Raw genomic sequence first — 12932 nt, forward strand, 5'->3', positions numbered from 1 at the left:
GCCGACCCCGGCCCGCAAGCCTGCAAGTTCAACCAGAGCTGCACCATCCAGCTCACCGCCACCGGAGGCAAACCCCCCGTCCGCTACACCGCCACCGGCCTCCCCTTCGGCCTCACCCTCGACCCCGCCACCGGACGCATCACCGGCAAACCCTGGGCCACCGGAACCCTCCAGATCACCGCAACCGCCACCGACACCACCCCCACCACCGCCACCACCACCTTCCCCCTCACCCTCACCTGGTTCTGAGGACTGCCGCCGGGCACGGGCGCAGGGGGCGTGACAGGCACCCGCGGTCCGTGCCCGGCGGCGCCCTGCGTCGTAGGGTCGGGGCATGGCGGAAGCACAGCGCGGGCTCGACGGCAGGGTCGCCCTGGTGGCCGGGGCGACGCGGGGGGCGGGGCGCGGCATCGCGGTCCAACTCGGGGCGCAGGGCGCGACGGTGTACGTGACGGGGCGCAGCACCCGCGGCAGCCGTTCGGAGTACGACCGACCCGAGACGGTCGAGGAGACCGCCGGGCTGGTCACGGCGGCGGGCGGACGCGGGATCGCCGTGGTCACGGACCATCTGGTGCCGGAGCAGGTCGAGGCGCTGGTGCGGCGGATCGAGGAGGAGCAGGGCCGCCTGCACCTCCTGGTGAACGATGTCTGGGGTGGCGAGCGGCTCTTCGAGTGGGACAGCGCGGTCTGGGAGCACGACCTGGACAAGGGGCTGCGACTGCTGCGGCTCGCGGTGGAGACCCATGCCATCACCAGCCACTACGCGGTGCCGCTGCTGCTGCGGGAGCCGGGCGGGCTGGTGGTGGAGATGACGGACGGTACGGAGGAGTACAACGCGACGCACTACCGGGTGTCGTTCTTCTACGACCTCGCCAAGTCGGCGGTGCTGCGGATGGCGTTCGCGCTCGGGCACGAGCTCGGTCCCCGCGGGGCGACGGCAGTGGCGCTGACGCCGGGCTGGCTGCGCTCGGAGATGATGCTCGACGCCTTCGGGGTCACGGAGGCCAACTGGCGCGACGCCCTGGACCGGGTCCCGCATTTCGGCATCTCCGAGACCCCCTCCTACGTCGGGCGGGCGGTCGCGGCGCTGGCCGCGGACCCGGAGGTGGCGCGCTGGAACGGGCAGTCGCTCTCCAGCGGGCAGCTCGCCCGCGTCTACGGGTTCACCGATCTCGACGGCAGCCGCCCGGACGCCTGGCGGTACCTGGTCGAGATCCAGGACCCGGGCCTGCCCGCCGCCCCCGACGGCTACCGCTGAGGCCGCCGGCCCTTGCCCGGCCAGACCCGGCCCACCCGGCCGGCCCGGCCCGCCCCCCGCCCCGGGCCGCCCCGCCCCAGCCGCCGCCCGGGCTCAATCCAGGCCGAGTTCCCGGCCGGCCCCGAGCGGGGCGAAGAAGCGGGCCACCTCCTCGTCGGTGACCCCATCCAGCTCGGGTGGCGACCAGCGCGGGGCGCGGTCCTTGTCGATGACCTGGGCCCGGATGCCCTCGACCAGGTCGGGCGAGCGCAGCGCGTGACAGGAGACCCGGTACTCCTGGGCCAGCACCTGCTCCAGCGAGCCCAGGGTGCGGGCCCGGCGCACGGCGGTGAGGGTGACCTTGAGCGCGGTCGGGGACTTCGCCAGGATCGTCTCTGCGGTCTCCTTCGCGGCCGGGTCGCCCTCCCCGAGCAGTCGCTCCACGATCGCCTCGACGGTGTCCGCCGCGTAGCACCGGTCGATCCAGGGCCGCCGGTCGGCCAGTTCGCCGGGGGCGGGCGCGGCGGCGTAGCGCGGGAGCAGCTCGGCCGCGGGCGCCGAGGCGAGCGCGGCAGTCAGCTCCGGGAGCCGCTCGGCGGGCACGAAGTGGTCGGCGAGCCCGCACAGCAGTGCATCGGCAGCCCCCACGGCCGTGCCGGTGAGCGCGAGGTGCGTGCCGAGCCGGCCGGGGGCGCGCCCCAGCAGACGGGTGCCGCCGACGTCCGGGACGAAGCCGATGCCCGTCTCCGGCATGGCGACCCGGGAGCGTTCGGTGACGATGCGGACGCTGCCGTGGGCGGAGAGGCCGACGCCGCCGCCCATGACGATGCCGTCCATGAGGGCGACGTACGGCTTGGTGTAGCGGGCGATCCGGGCATTGAGCCGGTACTCGTCCCGCCAGAAGCCGGCGGAGGCGGTCGTGCCGGCCTTGGCGTCGTCGTGGATGGCCCGGATGTCGCCGCCCGCGCACAGGCCGCGTTCACCGGCGCCGCGGATGAGGACCTGGGCGACGGCGGGGTCGTCCTCCCAGGCGGTCAGGGCCTCCTCGATCCGCAGCACCATGGGGTGGGTGAGGGCGTTGAGGGCCCTGGGACGGTTGAGGGTGATCACCCCGGTGCGGCCCTCGACGGTGAACAGGACCGTGTCGGCTGCGGCATCTTCGCTCTTCACACCGGCCAGTATGTAGCGTGGCCGGTCATGCGGAAGATCGTGCTGGTGATGTCCATGTCCCTCGACGGGTACTTCGAGGGCCCCGGCCGGGACATCGGCTGGCACGTCGTCGACGACGAACTGCACCAGCACCTGAACGACGAACTGCGGGCGATGGGCGGCTTCATCCACGGTCGTGTCATGTACGAGCTGATGGCGGGCGTCTGGCCGACCGCCGACCAGGAACCCGGCGTCACGGGGCCGACGGCCGAGTTCGCGGGGATCTGGCGCGACATGCCGAAGTACGTCTACTCGCGGACCCTGGACCAGGCCGACCTCGGCTGGAACTCCGTACTGGTCCGGGACGTCGTGCCGTCGGAGGTGGCGGCGCTGAAGGCGGCCCCGGGCGGCGACCTGACCCTGGGCGGGGCGGATCTGGCCGCCTCGTTCCTGCGCCACGACCTGGTGGACGCGTACCGGATCTATGTGCACCCGGTCCGGATCGGGCGCGGCACCCCGCTGTTCCCGCCGTTCGCCGGGCCGCCGGCGCCGATGCGCCTCGACGCCGCCCGCACCTTCGGCAACGGTGTGGTCCGGCTCGCGTACGAGCGCCCCTGAGGCCCGTTACGGCAGGTGCCGGGGATGGGCCCCGGGGGTGTGGCCGAAGGCCCGCCGGAAGACGTCGATGAAGGCGCTCGCGGAGGACCAGCCGCAGCGGTGCGCGACGGCGGTGACGGGCGTGCCGACGGCCAGCAGCCGCAGTGCCCGGTGCAGTCGCAGCTGGGTGCGCCACTGCGGGAAGGTCATGCCCAGCTCGGCGCGGAACAGTCGGCTCAGCGTCCGTTCCCCGGCCCCGGCTGCCGAGGCGGCGCCGAGGGCGGCCAGCCCGCGCGGGTCCGCCGGGTCGGCGTGCAGCAGCCCGCACACCGCCGCGAGCCGGGGGTCTCGGGGCTCGGGCAGGTGCAGCGGCTGGAGCGGCGAGACCCGCACCTGGTCGAGCAGCACCGCGAGCAGCCGGCGACGCTGCGGGCTGCCGTCGTCGGGCGTCCGGGTGTAGGTGAGGATCAGCTCCCGCAGGAGCGGCCCGACGGCGATCACGGCGGGCGAGTCGAGGGACAGCGGGTTGTGGTGGGTGGGCAGGCCCACGGAGTGCAGGTCGGTGCGCCCGTACCCGCGGTGCTCGTGCACCGTCCCGGCCGGGATCCACAGCGCGCGGGAGGTCGGGGCCACCCAGGTCCCGGCATCGGTGGTGACGGACAGCACTCCGGAACCGGCGTAGGCGATCTGGTGGTCGTCGTGCCGGTGCGGGTCGATCCCGACGTGGGTGTCGAGCTCGCGGATGCTGGTGGCGGCCCGGGGGGTGTGGCGGATTTTCTGCATCGCCCGGCAATTTATCGGAAGCGGGCCCACTGCGGGACGGGGGATTCTCGATCGGTGAACTCATCGAAGACCGCGCCGTCCCAACCGCCCTCGACTGCGCGCGCCGACCGGGTCCGGCGGGGCCGCACGGCGGCCTACGCGGCGGGCCACGCCTGTGTGGACGTCTACCAGGGCGCGATCGCCGCGCTCGTGCCCTACCTGGTCGCCGAGCGCGCCTACGACTACGCGGCCGCCTCGGGCATCGTGCTCGCCGCCTCGCTGCTGTCCTCCGTGGTCCAGCCCCTGTTCGGGGCGCTGACGGACCGGCGGCCGATGCCGTGGCTGATCCCGCTGAGCACGGCCGCGGCGGGGCTGGGCGTCGCACTGGTCGGCGCCGACGCCGGCTACCCGGCCACCGTGGCGGCCGTTGCCCTGTCGGGGCTGGGCGTCGCCGCCTACCATCCGGCGGCGGCGCGGCTGGTCCGCACCTCCCTGGGCGGCGCCGGCCACACGGCGATGGGCTGGTTCGCGCTGGGCGGGACCGTGGGCTTCGCGTGCTCGCCGCTGCTGGTCGCCGGGGCCCTGTCGGTGTCCGGGCCGGCGGCCTGGCGGCTGCTGGCGCTCCCCTGCGTGCTCGGCGCGGTCCTGAACCGCCCGCGGAGGGCGCCGCGCGGGGGGACGGAGGCTGCGACGGCAGCGGCGGCGGCCGGATCCGGTGCACCGGGCGCCGTACGGGAGCCCGCGTCGGGTGTTCCCGAGGACCGGCGGGCCTTCGTGCGGCTCTCCCTGATCGTGGTGGTCCGCTCGGTGGCCTTCATCGGGCTGAGCACCTTCATCGCCCTGTACGTCCGCGAACGCGGCGGGAGCGGAACCGCCGCCGCGGCGGCCCTGTTCGCCCTCTTCGCGGGCAGTGCGGGCGGCACCGTGCTCGGCGGCCGGCTGGCCGCGCGCTGGGGCCGGACCACCTCCGTCCGCCGGGCCTACGCCGCTGCGGTGCCCGCCGTCGCCGGCATCCTGTTCCTGCCGCTGCCGCTGGTGTACGTCTGCGCTGCGCTGGCCGCCGCCGCGCTGTACGTGCCGCTGTCCCTCCAGGTCACGCTGGGCCAGGACTACCTGCCGACCCGCATGGGTACCGCGAGCGGGGTCACCCTCGGCCTCACGGTCAGCGTCGGCGGCGTGGCGAGCCCGCTCATCGGCGCGGCCGCGGACGCCACCTCCCTGCACACGGCCCTGCTCCCGCTGATCGTGCTCCCGCTCGCCGCCTGGGCGCTGTCCCGCCGCCTTCCGGAGCCGGAGCCGGCTGCCTGAGGCGACCGCAGGGACCCGGGGGTCAGCTCCTGGGCCGGGCCCGGTGGACCCGCCAGGCCGCGAGGGCCTCGCGCCGGGTGCCGTCCGGGTGGCGGGTGTGCCAGTCGCGCAGGAACCGGTTGAGCTCGAACTGGGCGCCGATCTCGCGCGGTTCGGCGGCCAGGCCGCGGGTGGCATGCCAGTGGGCCACGGCCTCGGCGAGGGTGTGGCCCGCATGGCCGGCGACGTAGTCCCGCATGAAGGCGTCGAAGTGGAAGCCGGGGCCGATCTCCCGTACGAAGAACTCCCGCAGCACCTGACTGCACGGCTGGCCCTCCGGGATCACGGTGTCGCCGTCGACGGGGGCCGTGAGCCGGCGGCCGCCGCGCCGGGCGGGACGTACCGGCTCCGGCGCAGGGAGACCGTCGAGCGCGGCGGCCAGCCTCGCCGTCAGCGCGGGCTTGCCCCCTGCGGCGGGCAGCCCCATGTCGCGGGCGAGCCCCTTCAGTTCGGCCAGGGTCCAATACCAGCGGAGCAGCTCCGCTCCCGTCAAGGCGGGAGTCGGAGAAGGCCGCGATTCCTCGTTATTCGCACTCACGTTCCCATTCTAGAAGAGCGTCCCGGGAGAAAGGCGGGACCGGCGCCGCCCCGGACAATCGACGACGTCTGACGTGACGTCAAGAGGACGGGGGCCACCGCGCCCTACTCGGCGCGCAGCTTCTCGTACAGGCCCATCGGGTCGGCCTCGGCCTCGGGGCCGTAGAGCCGGTGCGCGGGGCACCCCGGCGGCGGGGCGGACGGGGACGGGGTGCTCACAAGGCCTCCGGAGTCGCGGCGAGGGAGTGCAGGTAGCGCATCAGCGTCATCAGGACGTCACGGCTGGAGTCGCGGCGCCGGGCGTCGCACAGGACGAGCGGTACGGAGGGCGGCAGGTCGAGGGCGGCCCGCAGCTCCTCCAGGGGGTACTGGGGGGCGTCGGGGAAGGAGTTGACGGCGACGACGAACGGCACGCCGCGCTCCTCCAGCCGGCCGATCACGTCGAAGCTGACCTCCAGCCGGCGGGTGTCCACCAGGACCACCGCGCCGAGCGCGCCTTCGAACAGGCCGCGCCACAGGAACCAGAAGCGCTCCTGGCCGGGGGTGCCGAAGAGGTACAGCACCAGCTCGTCGTTGATGCTGATGCGGCCGAAGTCCATGGCCACGGTGGTGGAGGTCTTGCGTTCCACGCCCGCCGTGTCGTCGACGCCGACCCCGGCCTGGGTCATCGTCTCCTCGGTGGTCAGGGGGCGGATTTCGCTGACCGAGCCGACCAGGGTCGTCTTGCCGACGCCGAAGCCGCCCACGATCACCACCTTGACCGCGGCGGCGGCCGTGGCCGGCAGGGCGTCCTCGCGCCGAGGCCCCGCGCGCAGTTCAGAGCTTTCGAAGTCCATCGATGACTGCCTCAATCAGTGCCAGGTCCGGGAGTTGTGCGGGGGCGACGGGTGGGCGGGAGAGCACGTGGCCCGCGGTGAGGAGGTCACCGAGGAGTACGGTGACCACGCTGACCGGCAGGCCGAGGTACGCGGAGATCTCGGCCACCGAGAGCGGTGACTGGCACAGCCTCATGATCGCCGCGTGCTCCGGCTGCATCCCGGGCCTGGGCCCCGACTTGGCGATGATCAGCGTGACCAGGTCGAGGGTGGCGGGCAGTAACGGTCCGCTGCGCCCGCCGGTGATCACGTAGAGCCGCTCGGGAGTGCCGTCTTCCCAGTCCCGGCCCGGGTCGCTCACGCGGTCTGCCCCTCGCGCCGCGGCGGACTGCTGAGGTGCTCTCCGATTCGGGCGACGAGGTCGCGCATGCGCTGGCCCATCAGGCCGGCGTCGACGCCTTCGTCGGCCAGGACGGCGAGGTAGGCACCGGCACCGGCCGCCATCAGGTAGAAGAAGCCGCCGTCCATCTCGATCACGACGAGCCGCATCCGGCCGCTGCTGCCCGGAAGTTCGGAGGCGACGGCGCCCGCGAGACTCTGCAGTCCGGCGCAGGCCGCGGCGAGCCGGTCGGCGGTGTCGGTCTCCGCCCCGTACTGCGCCATGCGCAGGCCGTCGGCGGACAGGACGATGACATGGCGGGTCTGCGGGACGCTCTCGGCCAGGTCCTTGAGCATCCAGTCCATGTTGGTCTGCTGCTGGCTCATGGCTGTTCCCCCTTGCTCGCCGAGGCCGGCGAGGCGTCTGTGTTCTGGCTTGCTGCGCCGCTTCTGCTCGCGACGGTCTTGCTGCTGTCCGAGGACAGGCCGTCCTGGAAGGCGGCCAGCCACATCCCGGGCTGTACCTCCGGCCGGGGTTCGGGTGCGGCGGCCCGGTCCGCGGCCGCGGCGGTCGCCGCGGCGGCGGCCGTGATCCGGTCGGGTGCGCCGAGGTTCCCGGGCACCTGCGGGGCGACGGCGCGGGTCTTGCGGCGTCGCTGGGGCAGCCCGTTCGGGGTCCGCTCGGTCACGGCGGGTACCTCGTCGGGTGCTGCGTCGGATGCTGCGTCGGATGCTGCCGCGGTGTACGAGGGGCCGGTGACGGGGCGCGGCTGCTGCGGCCGGGCGGCCGGTTCCCCGCGGGCGGGGGCGGCGGCCGGCGGCAGGGCGGCCCGGGGCCCCGAGGAGGTGCCGATGCCGTGGGCGACACCGGTGGCGGAGGAGGCGGTGGTGATCAGCCCCTGCGGGATGACCAGGACCGCGCGGACGCCGCCGTACGCCGAGGAGCGCAGCGAGACCTGGAAGTCGTACGCCTGGGAGAGCCGGCCGACCACGGCGAGGCCGAGGCGCGGCGTCTCGCCGAGGTCGGCGAGGTCGATGCCCTGCTGGGCCTGCCGGAGCATGCGCTCGGCCCGCTTGCGGGCCTCCTCGCTCATGCTGACGCCGCCGTCCTCGATCTCGACGGCGATGCCCGAGTTCACGTCGACGGCGGTCAGGTGGACCTTGGTCTGCGGCGGGGAGTAGCGGGTGGCGTTGTCGAGCAGCTCGGCCAGCGCGTGGATCAGCGGCTCGACGGCCGGACCGACGACGGCGACCTGGGAGACGGAGTGGAGCTCGACGCGCTGGTAGTCGATGATCCGCGACATGGCGCCGCGCAGCACGCTGTAGAGCGGTACGGCCTTGCTCCACTGGCGGCCGGGACGGGCGCCGCCGAGTACGGCGATGGAGTCCGCGAGGCGGCCGATCAGGGCCGTGCCGTGGTCGAGCCGCAGCAGATCGCCGAAGACCTCGGGGGCGTGGCCGTGCCGGTCCTCCATGTCCCGCAGTTCCTGGGCCTGTTGGTGGACGATGGCCTGGACGCGGCGGGCGATGTTCACGAAGGCGCGCTGCGCCGAGTCGCGCAGGTCCTCCTCGGCGACGACGGCGTCGAGCACCGAGCGCAGGACCGCCTGGTGGGCGTCCCTGAACTCGGCGGTCAGGCCCGCTCCGTGGGTGCCGGGCTCCTCCAGGGAGGCGAGCACCTCCTCGGGGAACTCGCCCTTGCGCAGCCGCTCCACGACATCGGGCAGCATCTCCTGGGCCAGGCGCACGGTCTCGGCCTGCTGCCGGGCCAGCGCCGCCTCGTGCGCGGCGACGGTGGCCCGCAGCGCGGCCACCGCCTTGCCGCGCCGGGCGGCCTCACCGCAGGAAAGGGCAACCGCGACAAAGGCCACGGCACCGACCCACGCCACGGGCGTGCGCGCCGGTGCGGACACCATCACCACGGCAACGGCCGCGGCTACGGCGGTCAGGAGGGCGGGAAGCGCCCAAACGACGGGTGAGGTGGGCCCTGGACTTCCGGGCGACGATCCCACGCGAACCATCAGAACCCTCAAACGATCGAAAGCGAATGATCATATGACAACGGCCCGGAATCTTAGCGTCTCCGTGCACGGCCCTTGACAGCAGGTCATGATCCGGACAGCCAGGGGTGGTTGACCGCTCGGGATGTGGCCGAAACCCGCATCCCGCCCACCCGGCGCAGACCCCCGCCCCACCCGATCGACACCCCCACGACCCCCCACCCGTGCCGCCCCGCCGGCGCCCACGGATCGGCCGAATCCCACCCGTACCCACAGGGGCGGCGACGGAAGCAGCCGACCGCGAAAACGGAAGGCGAAAAGCCGTGTTCGTCGACAACAGCGTGGCATGAGGCCCGAATTACGCCTGACACGTCGCACCCGGCCATCCCCACGCACGAGATGCGATCATGAGCGCTCAGGACTCCGACCGCTGCTGAACCTCGGCGACGGAATGTCACCAGTGGTGGGCGGGGTAGCCTCCCCGGCGGGCCACGCGCGGCTGGCCTCACGCGGCCGCTTGGGCCGCGCAGGCCGACAAGGTGGCGCCGACCCTGGTCGGGGGCTCCTGGAACCGCGGTGGGGCCGATCTGGGGCCGACCGGCTCTAAGCGTTCGTGGGCCCGCATGCGCGTGAGCGGCGGCACCGTGGCCGACGATCTCCCCGGGCCGGAGTTCCCGTGGGACCACTCGCTCGGCGTCAAGGGCATGGTGGCCTGACCGTCGAGCAGGCGGCACGACTACAGGGCTTTCCCGAAGACCGGTCCTTCGCCGGCCGCAAGACGGCTCGCTACCGCCAGGTGGGCCATGCCTCCCCGCCTCCGGTGGGCCGGGCCCTCGGCCTCGCGATCCGAGCCGCCCTGGGTCACCTTGCACCATCGCCCGAAAGGCCGGACCACCCCTGAGCCCCGAAACGGGGCGGGAGAGCGCCGCGTCCCCCCGCCCCGATCTCACCACCCGGTGCTCACGGGGTGAGCAGGTGGGAAAAGAAGCCGATCGCCGGGTCTTCCGGGGTGCCGACGAGCAGAGCCCGGTCGAGCAGGCTGTTGTTGTGCTCGCAGCTGGTCTCCGGGAGCATCACGCAAGCGTGGCAGGCGGCCAGGTTGGTCCCACCCGACCCCATGGGACGACGGCCAGCGCTTCCGTGAGCGGTTCGGCAGCGAACCGACCGGCTTCGACGTCCTGGACGCGACCGTCGTCAGCGGGATCGTCAACCAGATGACGAACGCCCGCGCCGGGGACGGCTCGTACGACAAGCAGGCCTACACGGGCGACGACACGCCGGGTTCCTGGCGGCCGACCAGCCACCCCGACATGGTCGACCCCAAGTGCCAGGGGGACGGGGACGCCGTCAACCCGTTCTGGGGCCAGGTCAAGCCCTTCTCGCCGAGCTCCGGCTCGCAGTTCCGGCCCACCACGCTCGCGCAGTACGGCACGTACCAGAACCTCGTGACCGGCCCCGAGTACAAGGCCCAGGTCGACGCGGTCCGCAGGGGCGGCGCGGCCGCTCCCACGGCAGCCACGCCGTTGATCAACCGCGCGCCGGACCAACTGAACGCCGCCCGGTCTGGGCCAATGGCAACGACGGCACGTACAAGCCCCCGGGCCACATGCTCCAGGCCACCCGCGAGGTCTCCAGGACCCGGGGCCTGAGCACGTACGCCAACGCCCGCCTCTTCGCACTCGTCTCGATCATCCTCGCCGACACCGGTATAGCCGTCCGCGACGCGAAGTTCTCCACCCCCATCGACCTGCGGCGGCCCGTCTCAGCGATCCGCGAGGGCGGCCTGGACGCCCGGTGGAAGCCGCTCCTGAAGAACAACGACGGCGTCAACGTCAACCCGTGCTTCACCGCCCATGTCTCCGGCCACGCCTCCTTCACCGCGGCCTGGGCGGGGGCGTGATGAAGCGCTACTTCGGCAGCGACAACATCGCCTTCGACCTCACCACCGACGAGCCCCTGGCCCCCGTCAAGCAGCGCCACTTCACCAGCTTCAGCGCCGCCGCCGAGGAGGACGCGGACAGCCGGATCTGGCTCAGCGTCCACTACCCGTGGGACGCCACCGACGGCCTCGCCCTCGGCGACAAGGTCGCCGGCCAGGTCTTCAGCACCAGGCTCCGCACCGCGTGACAACCGCCGTGGAGCGGGGCTCTCCACAGCCCCGCTCCACTGCGAGACCGGGGGCAGGTGCCGGCCGGCACCTCCCCGTCGGCTTCCGGCACGCTCACGGGGCGTGTCCCGATCTGACAGAACATGGTCATTGCGGCCCTGGTGGCGGGACGACATGATCGAGCCATGCTCGCACCGCACAGGGTCGTCATCGCTGCCTTCCCCGGCGTCGAACTGCTCAACGTCACAGGTCCAGCCGAGGTGTTCTCGGTCGCCACCCGGGTCGCCGGAACCGGCCGCCCCGGGTACACCGTCCGCATCGCGACCGCCGACGGCGAGCCGGTGGCCACCGCCAGCGGGATCCGGCTGATGGCCGACCTGGCGCTGGACGAGGTCAAGGGCAACGTGGACACCCTGCTCGTGTCGGGTGCCGTTCGCGTGGACGACCACGGTGTGGAGCCGGTGCTCGACGGCGGAATCATCGACTGGCTACCGGAAGCGGCGTCCGGTACCCACCGGTTGGCGTCCGTCTGCTCAGGCGCGCACCTGCTGGCCGCCGCCGGCCTGCTCGACGGCCTGTCCGCCACGACCCACTGGCGGACGGCCGCGCGGCTGGCCGCCGACCACCCGCGGGTCACCGTCGATCCGGACCCGATCTTCATCCGGCAGGGCCGCCTGTGGACCTGCGCCGGCATCGCCTCGGGGATGGACATGGCGCTGGCCATGGTCAGCGAGGACCACGGTCCGGATCTCGCCCTGGCCACCGCCCGCACGATGGTCATGTACGTCAAACGCGCAGGCAGCCAGAGCCAGTTCAGCGTCCCGCTGGCGCTTCCAGCCGACCCCGGCGACCGGATCGACGACCTGCGCACGTGGATCGGCGAACACCTCACCGAGGACCTGTCCGCCGACTCGCTGGCCACGCGGCTGCACCTGAGCGTGCGCCACTTCTCCCGGCTGTTCCACCGGCGCACCGGCACCACCCCGGCCGCCTACGTCGAGTCCGTCCGGCTGGAGGCCGCCCGTCGGCTGCTCCAGGACAGCAGCCACGGCCTGCCCGATATCGCCGCCCTCAGCGGCCTCGGCTCGGTCGAGAGCCTGCACCGCGCCTTCCGCCGCCGCCTCGGTACCACCCCGGCCGAATACCGACGCCGCTTCCGCTGAGCCCAACACCTCCATCCCCCGACCGCCCGCGAACCACCGCGCGGCGGAGGACAGCCATGCCCCAGGAGAGAACCGTGTCCCGAACCAAGGTCGTCCCGATCCCCGTCATGGGCCGGCACAACATCAACGCGTACCTGCTGCTGGGCCGCCGGCCCGTCATCGTCGATGCGGGAACACCCGGCAGCGGCCGGAGGATCCACGAGCAGGTCGCCGCGCACGGTGTCGACCCCGCCGACGTGTCGCTGATCGTCGTCACGCACGGCCACATCGACCACTTCGGCTCCGCCGCCGAACTGCACCGCCTCACCGGGGCACCGGTGGCGGGCCACTTCGCCGACCTGGGCCCGTTCCGCGCCGGCCGGGCCCGGGAACCGTACCTGCCCACCGGTCCGATGGGCCGCCTCATGGCCAGGAACAAGAACCTGCACATGCGGGTCGAGCCGTTCGAACCCAACGTGCTCGTGACCGGCGAGACCGACTTGGAGGACTTCGGGATCGCGGCCCGCATCATGCCCACCCCCGGACACACCGCCGGATCGATCTCCGTCCTCACCGAGCAGGGAGACCTCGTCGCGGGCGACCTGATCGCCAACTCCTTCTTCGGCCTCGTCCGCGGACGGCCGGCCAACCCGCCCTTCCACGACGACCCTCTGCGCAACCTCGACAGCCTGCGGAAGATGCTCGACCTGAACCCCACCAGGCTTCACGTCGGCCACGGCACGCCCCTCGCCCCCGACCGCGTCCGCCGCTGGGCCTCCCGTGAACACCGGCGGCTGTCCCGACTCGAAGCAGCCGGACGACTCCGCGCCCGTACGGCAGACGAAACAGCCTGACCGGGCT

The 12932-nt window shown here is 73.3% G+C and carries 16 protein-coding genes and 1 pseudogene; 10 read left to right on the forward strand and 7 right to left on the reverse strand.

What is annotated here, in order from left to right:
• Together AC0666_RS17965 and AC0666_RS17970 are read left to right on the forward strand one after the other, a co-directional pair.
• A partial coding sequence (locus tag AC0666_RS17965) for a putative Ig domain-containing protein (RefSeq protein ID WP_478707908.1) occupies positions 1-249 on the forward strand: 249 nt, incomplete at its 5' end.
• 85 nt (positions 250-334) lie between these two features.
• Positions 335-1258, forward strand: a complete 924-nt coding sequence (locus AC0666_RS17970; RefSeq protein WP_478707909.1) for an SDR family oxidoreductase — start codon at positions 335-337, stop codon at positions 1256-1258.
• A gap of 93 nt (positions 1259-1351) precedes the next feature.
• Here the strand turns inward: AC0666_RS17970 and AC0666_RS17975 are convergent, their stop codons facing one another.
• Positions 1352-2407, reverse strand: a complete 1056-nt coding sequence (locus AC0666_RS17975; RefSeq protein WP_468969195.1) for an enoyl-CoA hydratase/isomerase family protein — start codon at positions 2405-2407, stop codon at positions 1352-1354.
• A gap of 27 nt (positions 2408-2434) precedes the next feature.
• Between AC0666_RS17975 and AC0666_RS17980 the strand changes: the two genes are divergently transcribed.
• Positions 2435-3004 (forward strand): dihydrofolate reductase family protein, encoded by a 570-nt coding sequence (locus tag AC0666_RS17980; protein WP_468969192.1) that lies wholly within the window; start codon positions 2435-2437, stop codon positions 3002-3004.
• Positions 3005-3010: 6 nt separating this feature from the next.
• Here AC0666_RS17980 and AC0666_RS17985 read toward each other — a convergent pair whose 3' ends face one another.
• Positions 3011-3766, reverse strand: a complete 756-nt coding sequence (locus AC0666_RS17985; RefSeq protein ID WP_478707910.1) for a helix-turn-helix domain-containing protein — start codon at positions 3764-3766, stop codon at positions 3011-3013.
• 54 nt (positions 3767-3820) lie between these two features.
• On the opposite strand from AC0666_RS17985, the gene AC0666_RS17990 reads away from it, so the two are divergent.
• A complete protein-coding gene (locus tag AC0666_RS17990; protein ID WP_478707911.1) occupies positions 3821-5053 on the forward strand; it encodes an MFS transporter in 1233 nt (410 codons plus the stop codon).
• Positions 5054-5075: 22 nt separating this feature from the next.
• Here AC0666_RS17990 and AC0666_RS17995 read toward each other — a convergent pair whose 3' ends face one another.
• From AC0666_RS17995 to AC0666_RS18015, 5 genes are all read right to left on the reverse strand, one after another.
• Complete coding sequence (locus AC0666_RS17995; RefSeq protein ID WP_478707912.1) at positions 5076-5630, reverse strand: DUF6434 domain-containing protein; 555 nt, start codon at positions 5628-5630, stop codon at positions 5076-5078.
• Between the two features lie 214 nt (positions 5631-5844).
• Complete coding sequence (locus tag AC0666_RS18000; protein WP_361716803.1) at positions 5845-6465, reverse strand: GTP-binding protein; 621 nt, start codon at positions 6463-6465, stop codon at positions 5845-5847.
• Positions 6446-6805, reverse strand: a complete 360-nt coding sequence (locus AC0666_RS18005; protein WP_468580750.1) for a DUF742 domain-containing protein — start codon at positions 6803-6805, stop codon at positions 6446-6448. Before AC0666_RS18005 ends, AC0666_RS18000 begins: the two co-directional genes overlap by 20 nt.
• Complete coding sequence (locus AC0666_RS18010) at positions 6802-7209, reverse strand: roadblock/LC7 domain-containing protein (RefSeq protein WP_356848723.1); 408 nt, start codon at positions 7207-7209, stop codon at positions 6802-6804. Before AC0666_RS18010 ends, AC0666_RS18005 begins: the two co-directional genes overlap by 4 nt.
• Positions 7206-8843 carry a sensor histidine kinase gene (locus AC0666_RS18015; protein WP_478707913.1) on the reverse strand — a complete coding sequence of 546 codons (1638 nt, stop codon included), beginning with the start codon at positions 8841-8843 and terminating at the stop codon, positions 7206-7208. Before AC0666_RS18015 ends, AC0666_RS18010 begins: the two co-directional genes overlap by 4 nt.
• A 467-nt stretch (positions 8844-9310) precedes the next feature.
• Here AC0666_RS18015 and AC0666_RS18020 point away from each other — a divergent pair.
• From AC0666_RS18020 to AC0666_RS18045, 6 genes and pseudogenes are all read left to right on the forward strand, one after another.
• Positions 9311-9723, forward strand: a pseudogene (locus tag AC0666_RS18020) (DNA cytosine methyltransferase); the annotation flags it as partial.
• A gap of 313 nt (positions 9724-10036) precedes the next feature.
• Complete coding sequence (locus AC0666_RS18025; RefSeq protein WP_478707914.1) at positions 10037-10471, forward strand: hypothetical protein; 435 nt, start codon at positions 10037-10039, stop codon at positions 10469-10471.
• Positions 10429-10722, forward strand: coding sequence for a phosphatase PAP2 family protein (locus AC0666_RS18030; RefSeq protein WP_478707915.1), 294 nt, complete (start codon positions 10429-10431; stop codon positions 10720-10722). Before AC0666_RS18025 ends, AC0666_RS18030 begins: the two co-directional genes overlap by 43 nt.
• Entirely contained in the window at positions 10722-10949 is a 228-nt protein-coding gene (locus AC0666_RS18035) for a hypothetical protein (RefSeq protein ID WP_478707916.1), read from the forward strand. The genes AC0666_RS18030 and AC0666_RS18035 overlap by 1 nt, the downstream gene beginning before the upstream one ends.
• A 165-nt stretch (positions 10950-11114) precedes the next feature.
• Positions 11115-12092 (forward strand): GlxA family transcriptional regulator, encoded by a 978-nt coding sequence (locus AC0666_RS18040; protein ID WP_478707917.1) that lies wholly within the window; start codon positions 11115-11117, stop codon positions 12090-12092.
• Between the two features lie 74 nt (positions 12093-12166).
• On the forward strand, positions 12167-12925 hold the full coding sequence (locus tag AC0666_RS18045; RefSeq protein WP_468969163.1) for an MBL fold metallo-hydrolase: 759 nt from the start codon (positions 12167-12169) through the stop codon (positions 12923-12925).
• The last annotated feature ends 7 nt before the right edge of the window (positions 12926-12932 follow it).

It is taken from the genome of Streptomyces sp. NPDC043680, assembly GCF_056436685.1.

Bases quoted from the DNA above. Each gene is read 5' to 3' on its own strand.
- AC0666_RS17970 (WP_478707909.1), top strand. From the start codon at position 335: ATGGCGGAAGCACAGCGCGGGCTCGACGGCAGGGTCGCCCTGGTGGCC.
- AC0666_RS17980 (WP_468969192.1), top strand. From the start codon at position 2,435: ATGCGGAAGATCGTGCTGGTGATGTCCATGTCCCTCGACGGGTACTTC.
- AC0666_RS17985 (WP_478707910.1), bottom strand. From the start codon at position 3,766: ATGCAGAAAATCCGCCACACCCCCCGGGCCGCCACCAGCATCCGCGAG.
- AC0666_RS18000 (WP_361716803.1), bottom strand. From the start codon at position 6,465: ATGGACTTCGAAAGCTCTGAACTGCGCGCGGGGCCTCGGCGCGAGGAC.
- AC0666_RS18010 (WP_356848723.1), bottom strand. From the start codon at position 7,209: ATGAGCCAGCAGCAGACCAACATGGACTGGATGCTCAAGGACCTGGCC.
- AC0666_RS18015 (WP_478707913.1), bottom strand. From the start codon at position 8,843: ATGGTTCGCGTGGGATCGTCGCCCGGAAGTCCAGGGCCCACCTCACCC.
- AC0666_RS18025 (WP_478707914.1), top strand. From the start codon at position 10,037: ATGACGAACGCCCGCGCCGGGGACGGCTCGTACGACAAGCAGGCCTAC.
- AC0666_RS18030 (WP_478707915.1), top strand. From the start codon at position 10,429: ATGCTCCAGGCCACCCGCGAGGTCTCCAGGACCCGGGGCCTGAGCACG.
- AC0666_RS18035 (WP_478707916.1), top strand. From the start codon at position 10,722: ATGAAGCGCTACTTCGGCAGCGACAACATCGCCTTCGACCTCACCACC.
- AC0666_RS18040 (WP_478707917.1), top strand. From the start codon at position 11,115: ATGCTCGCACCGCACAGGGTCGTCATCGCTGCCTTCCCCGGCGTCGAA.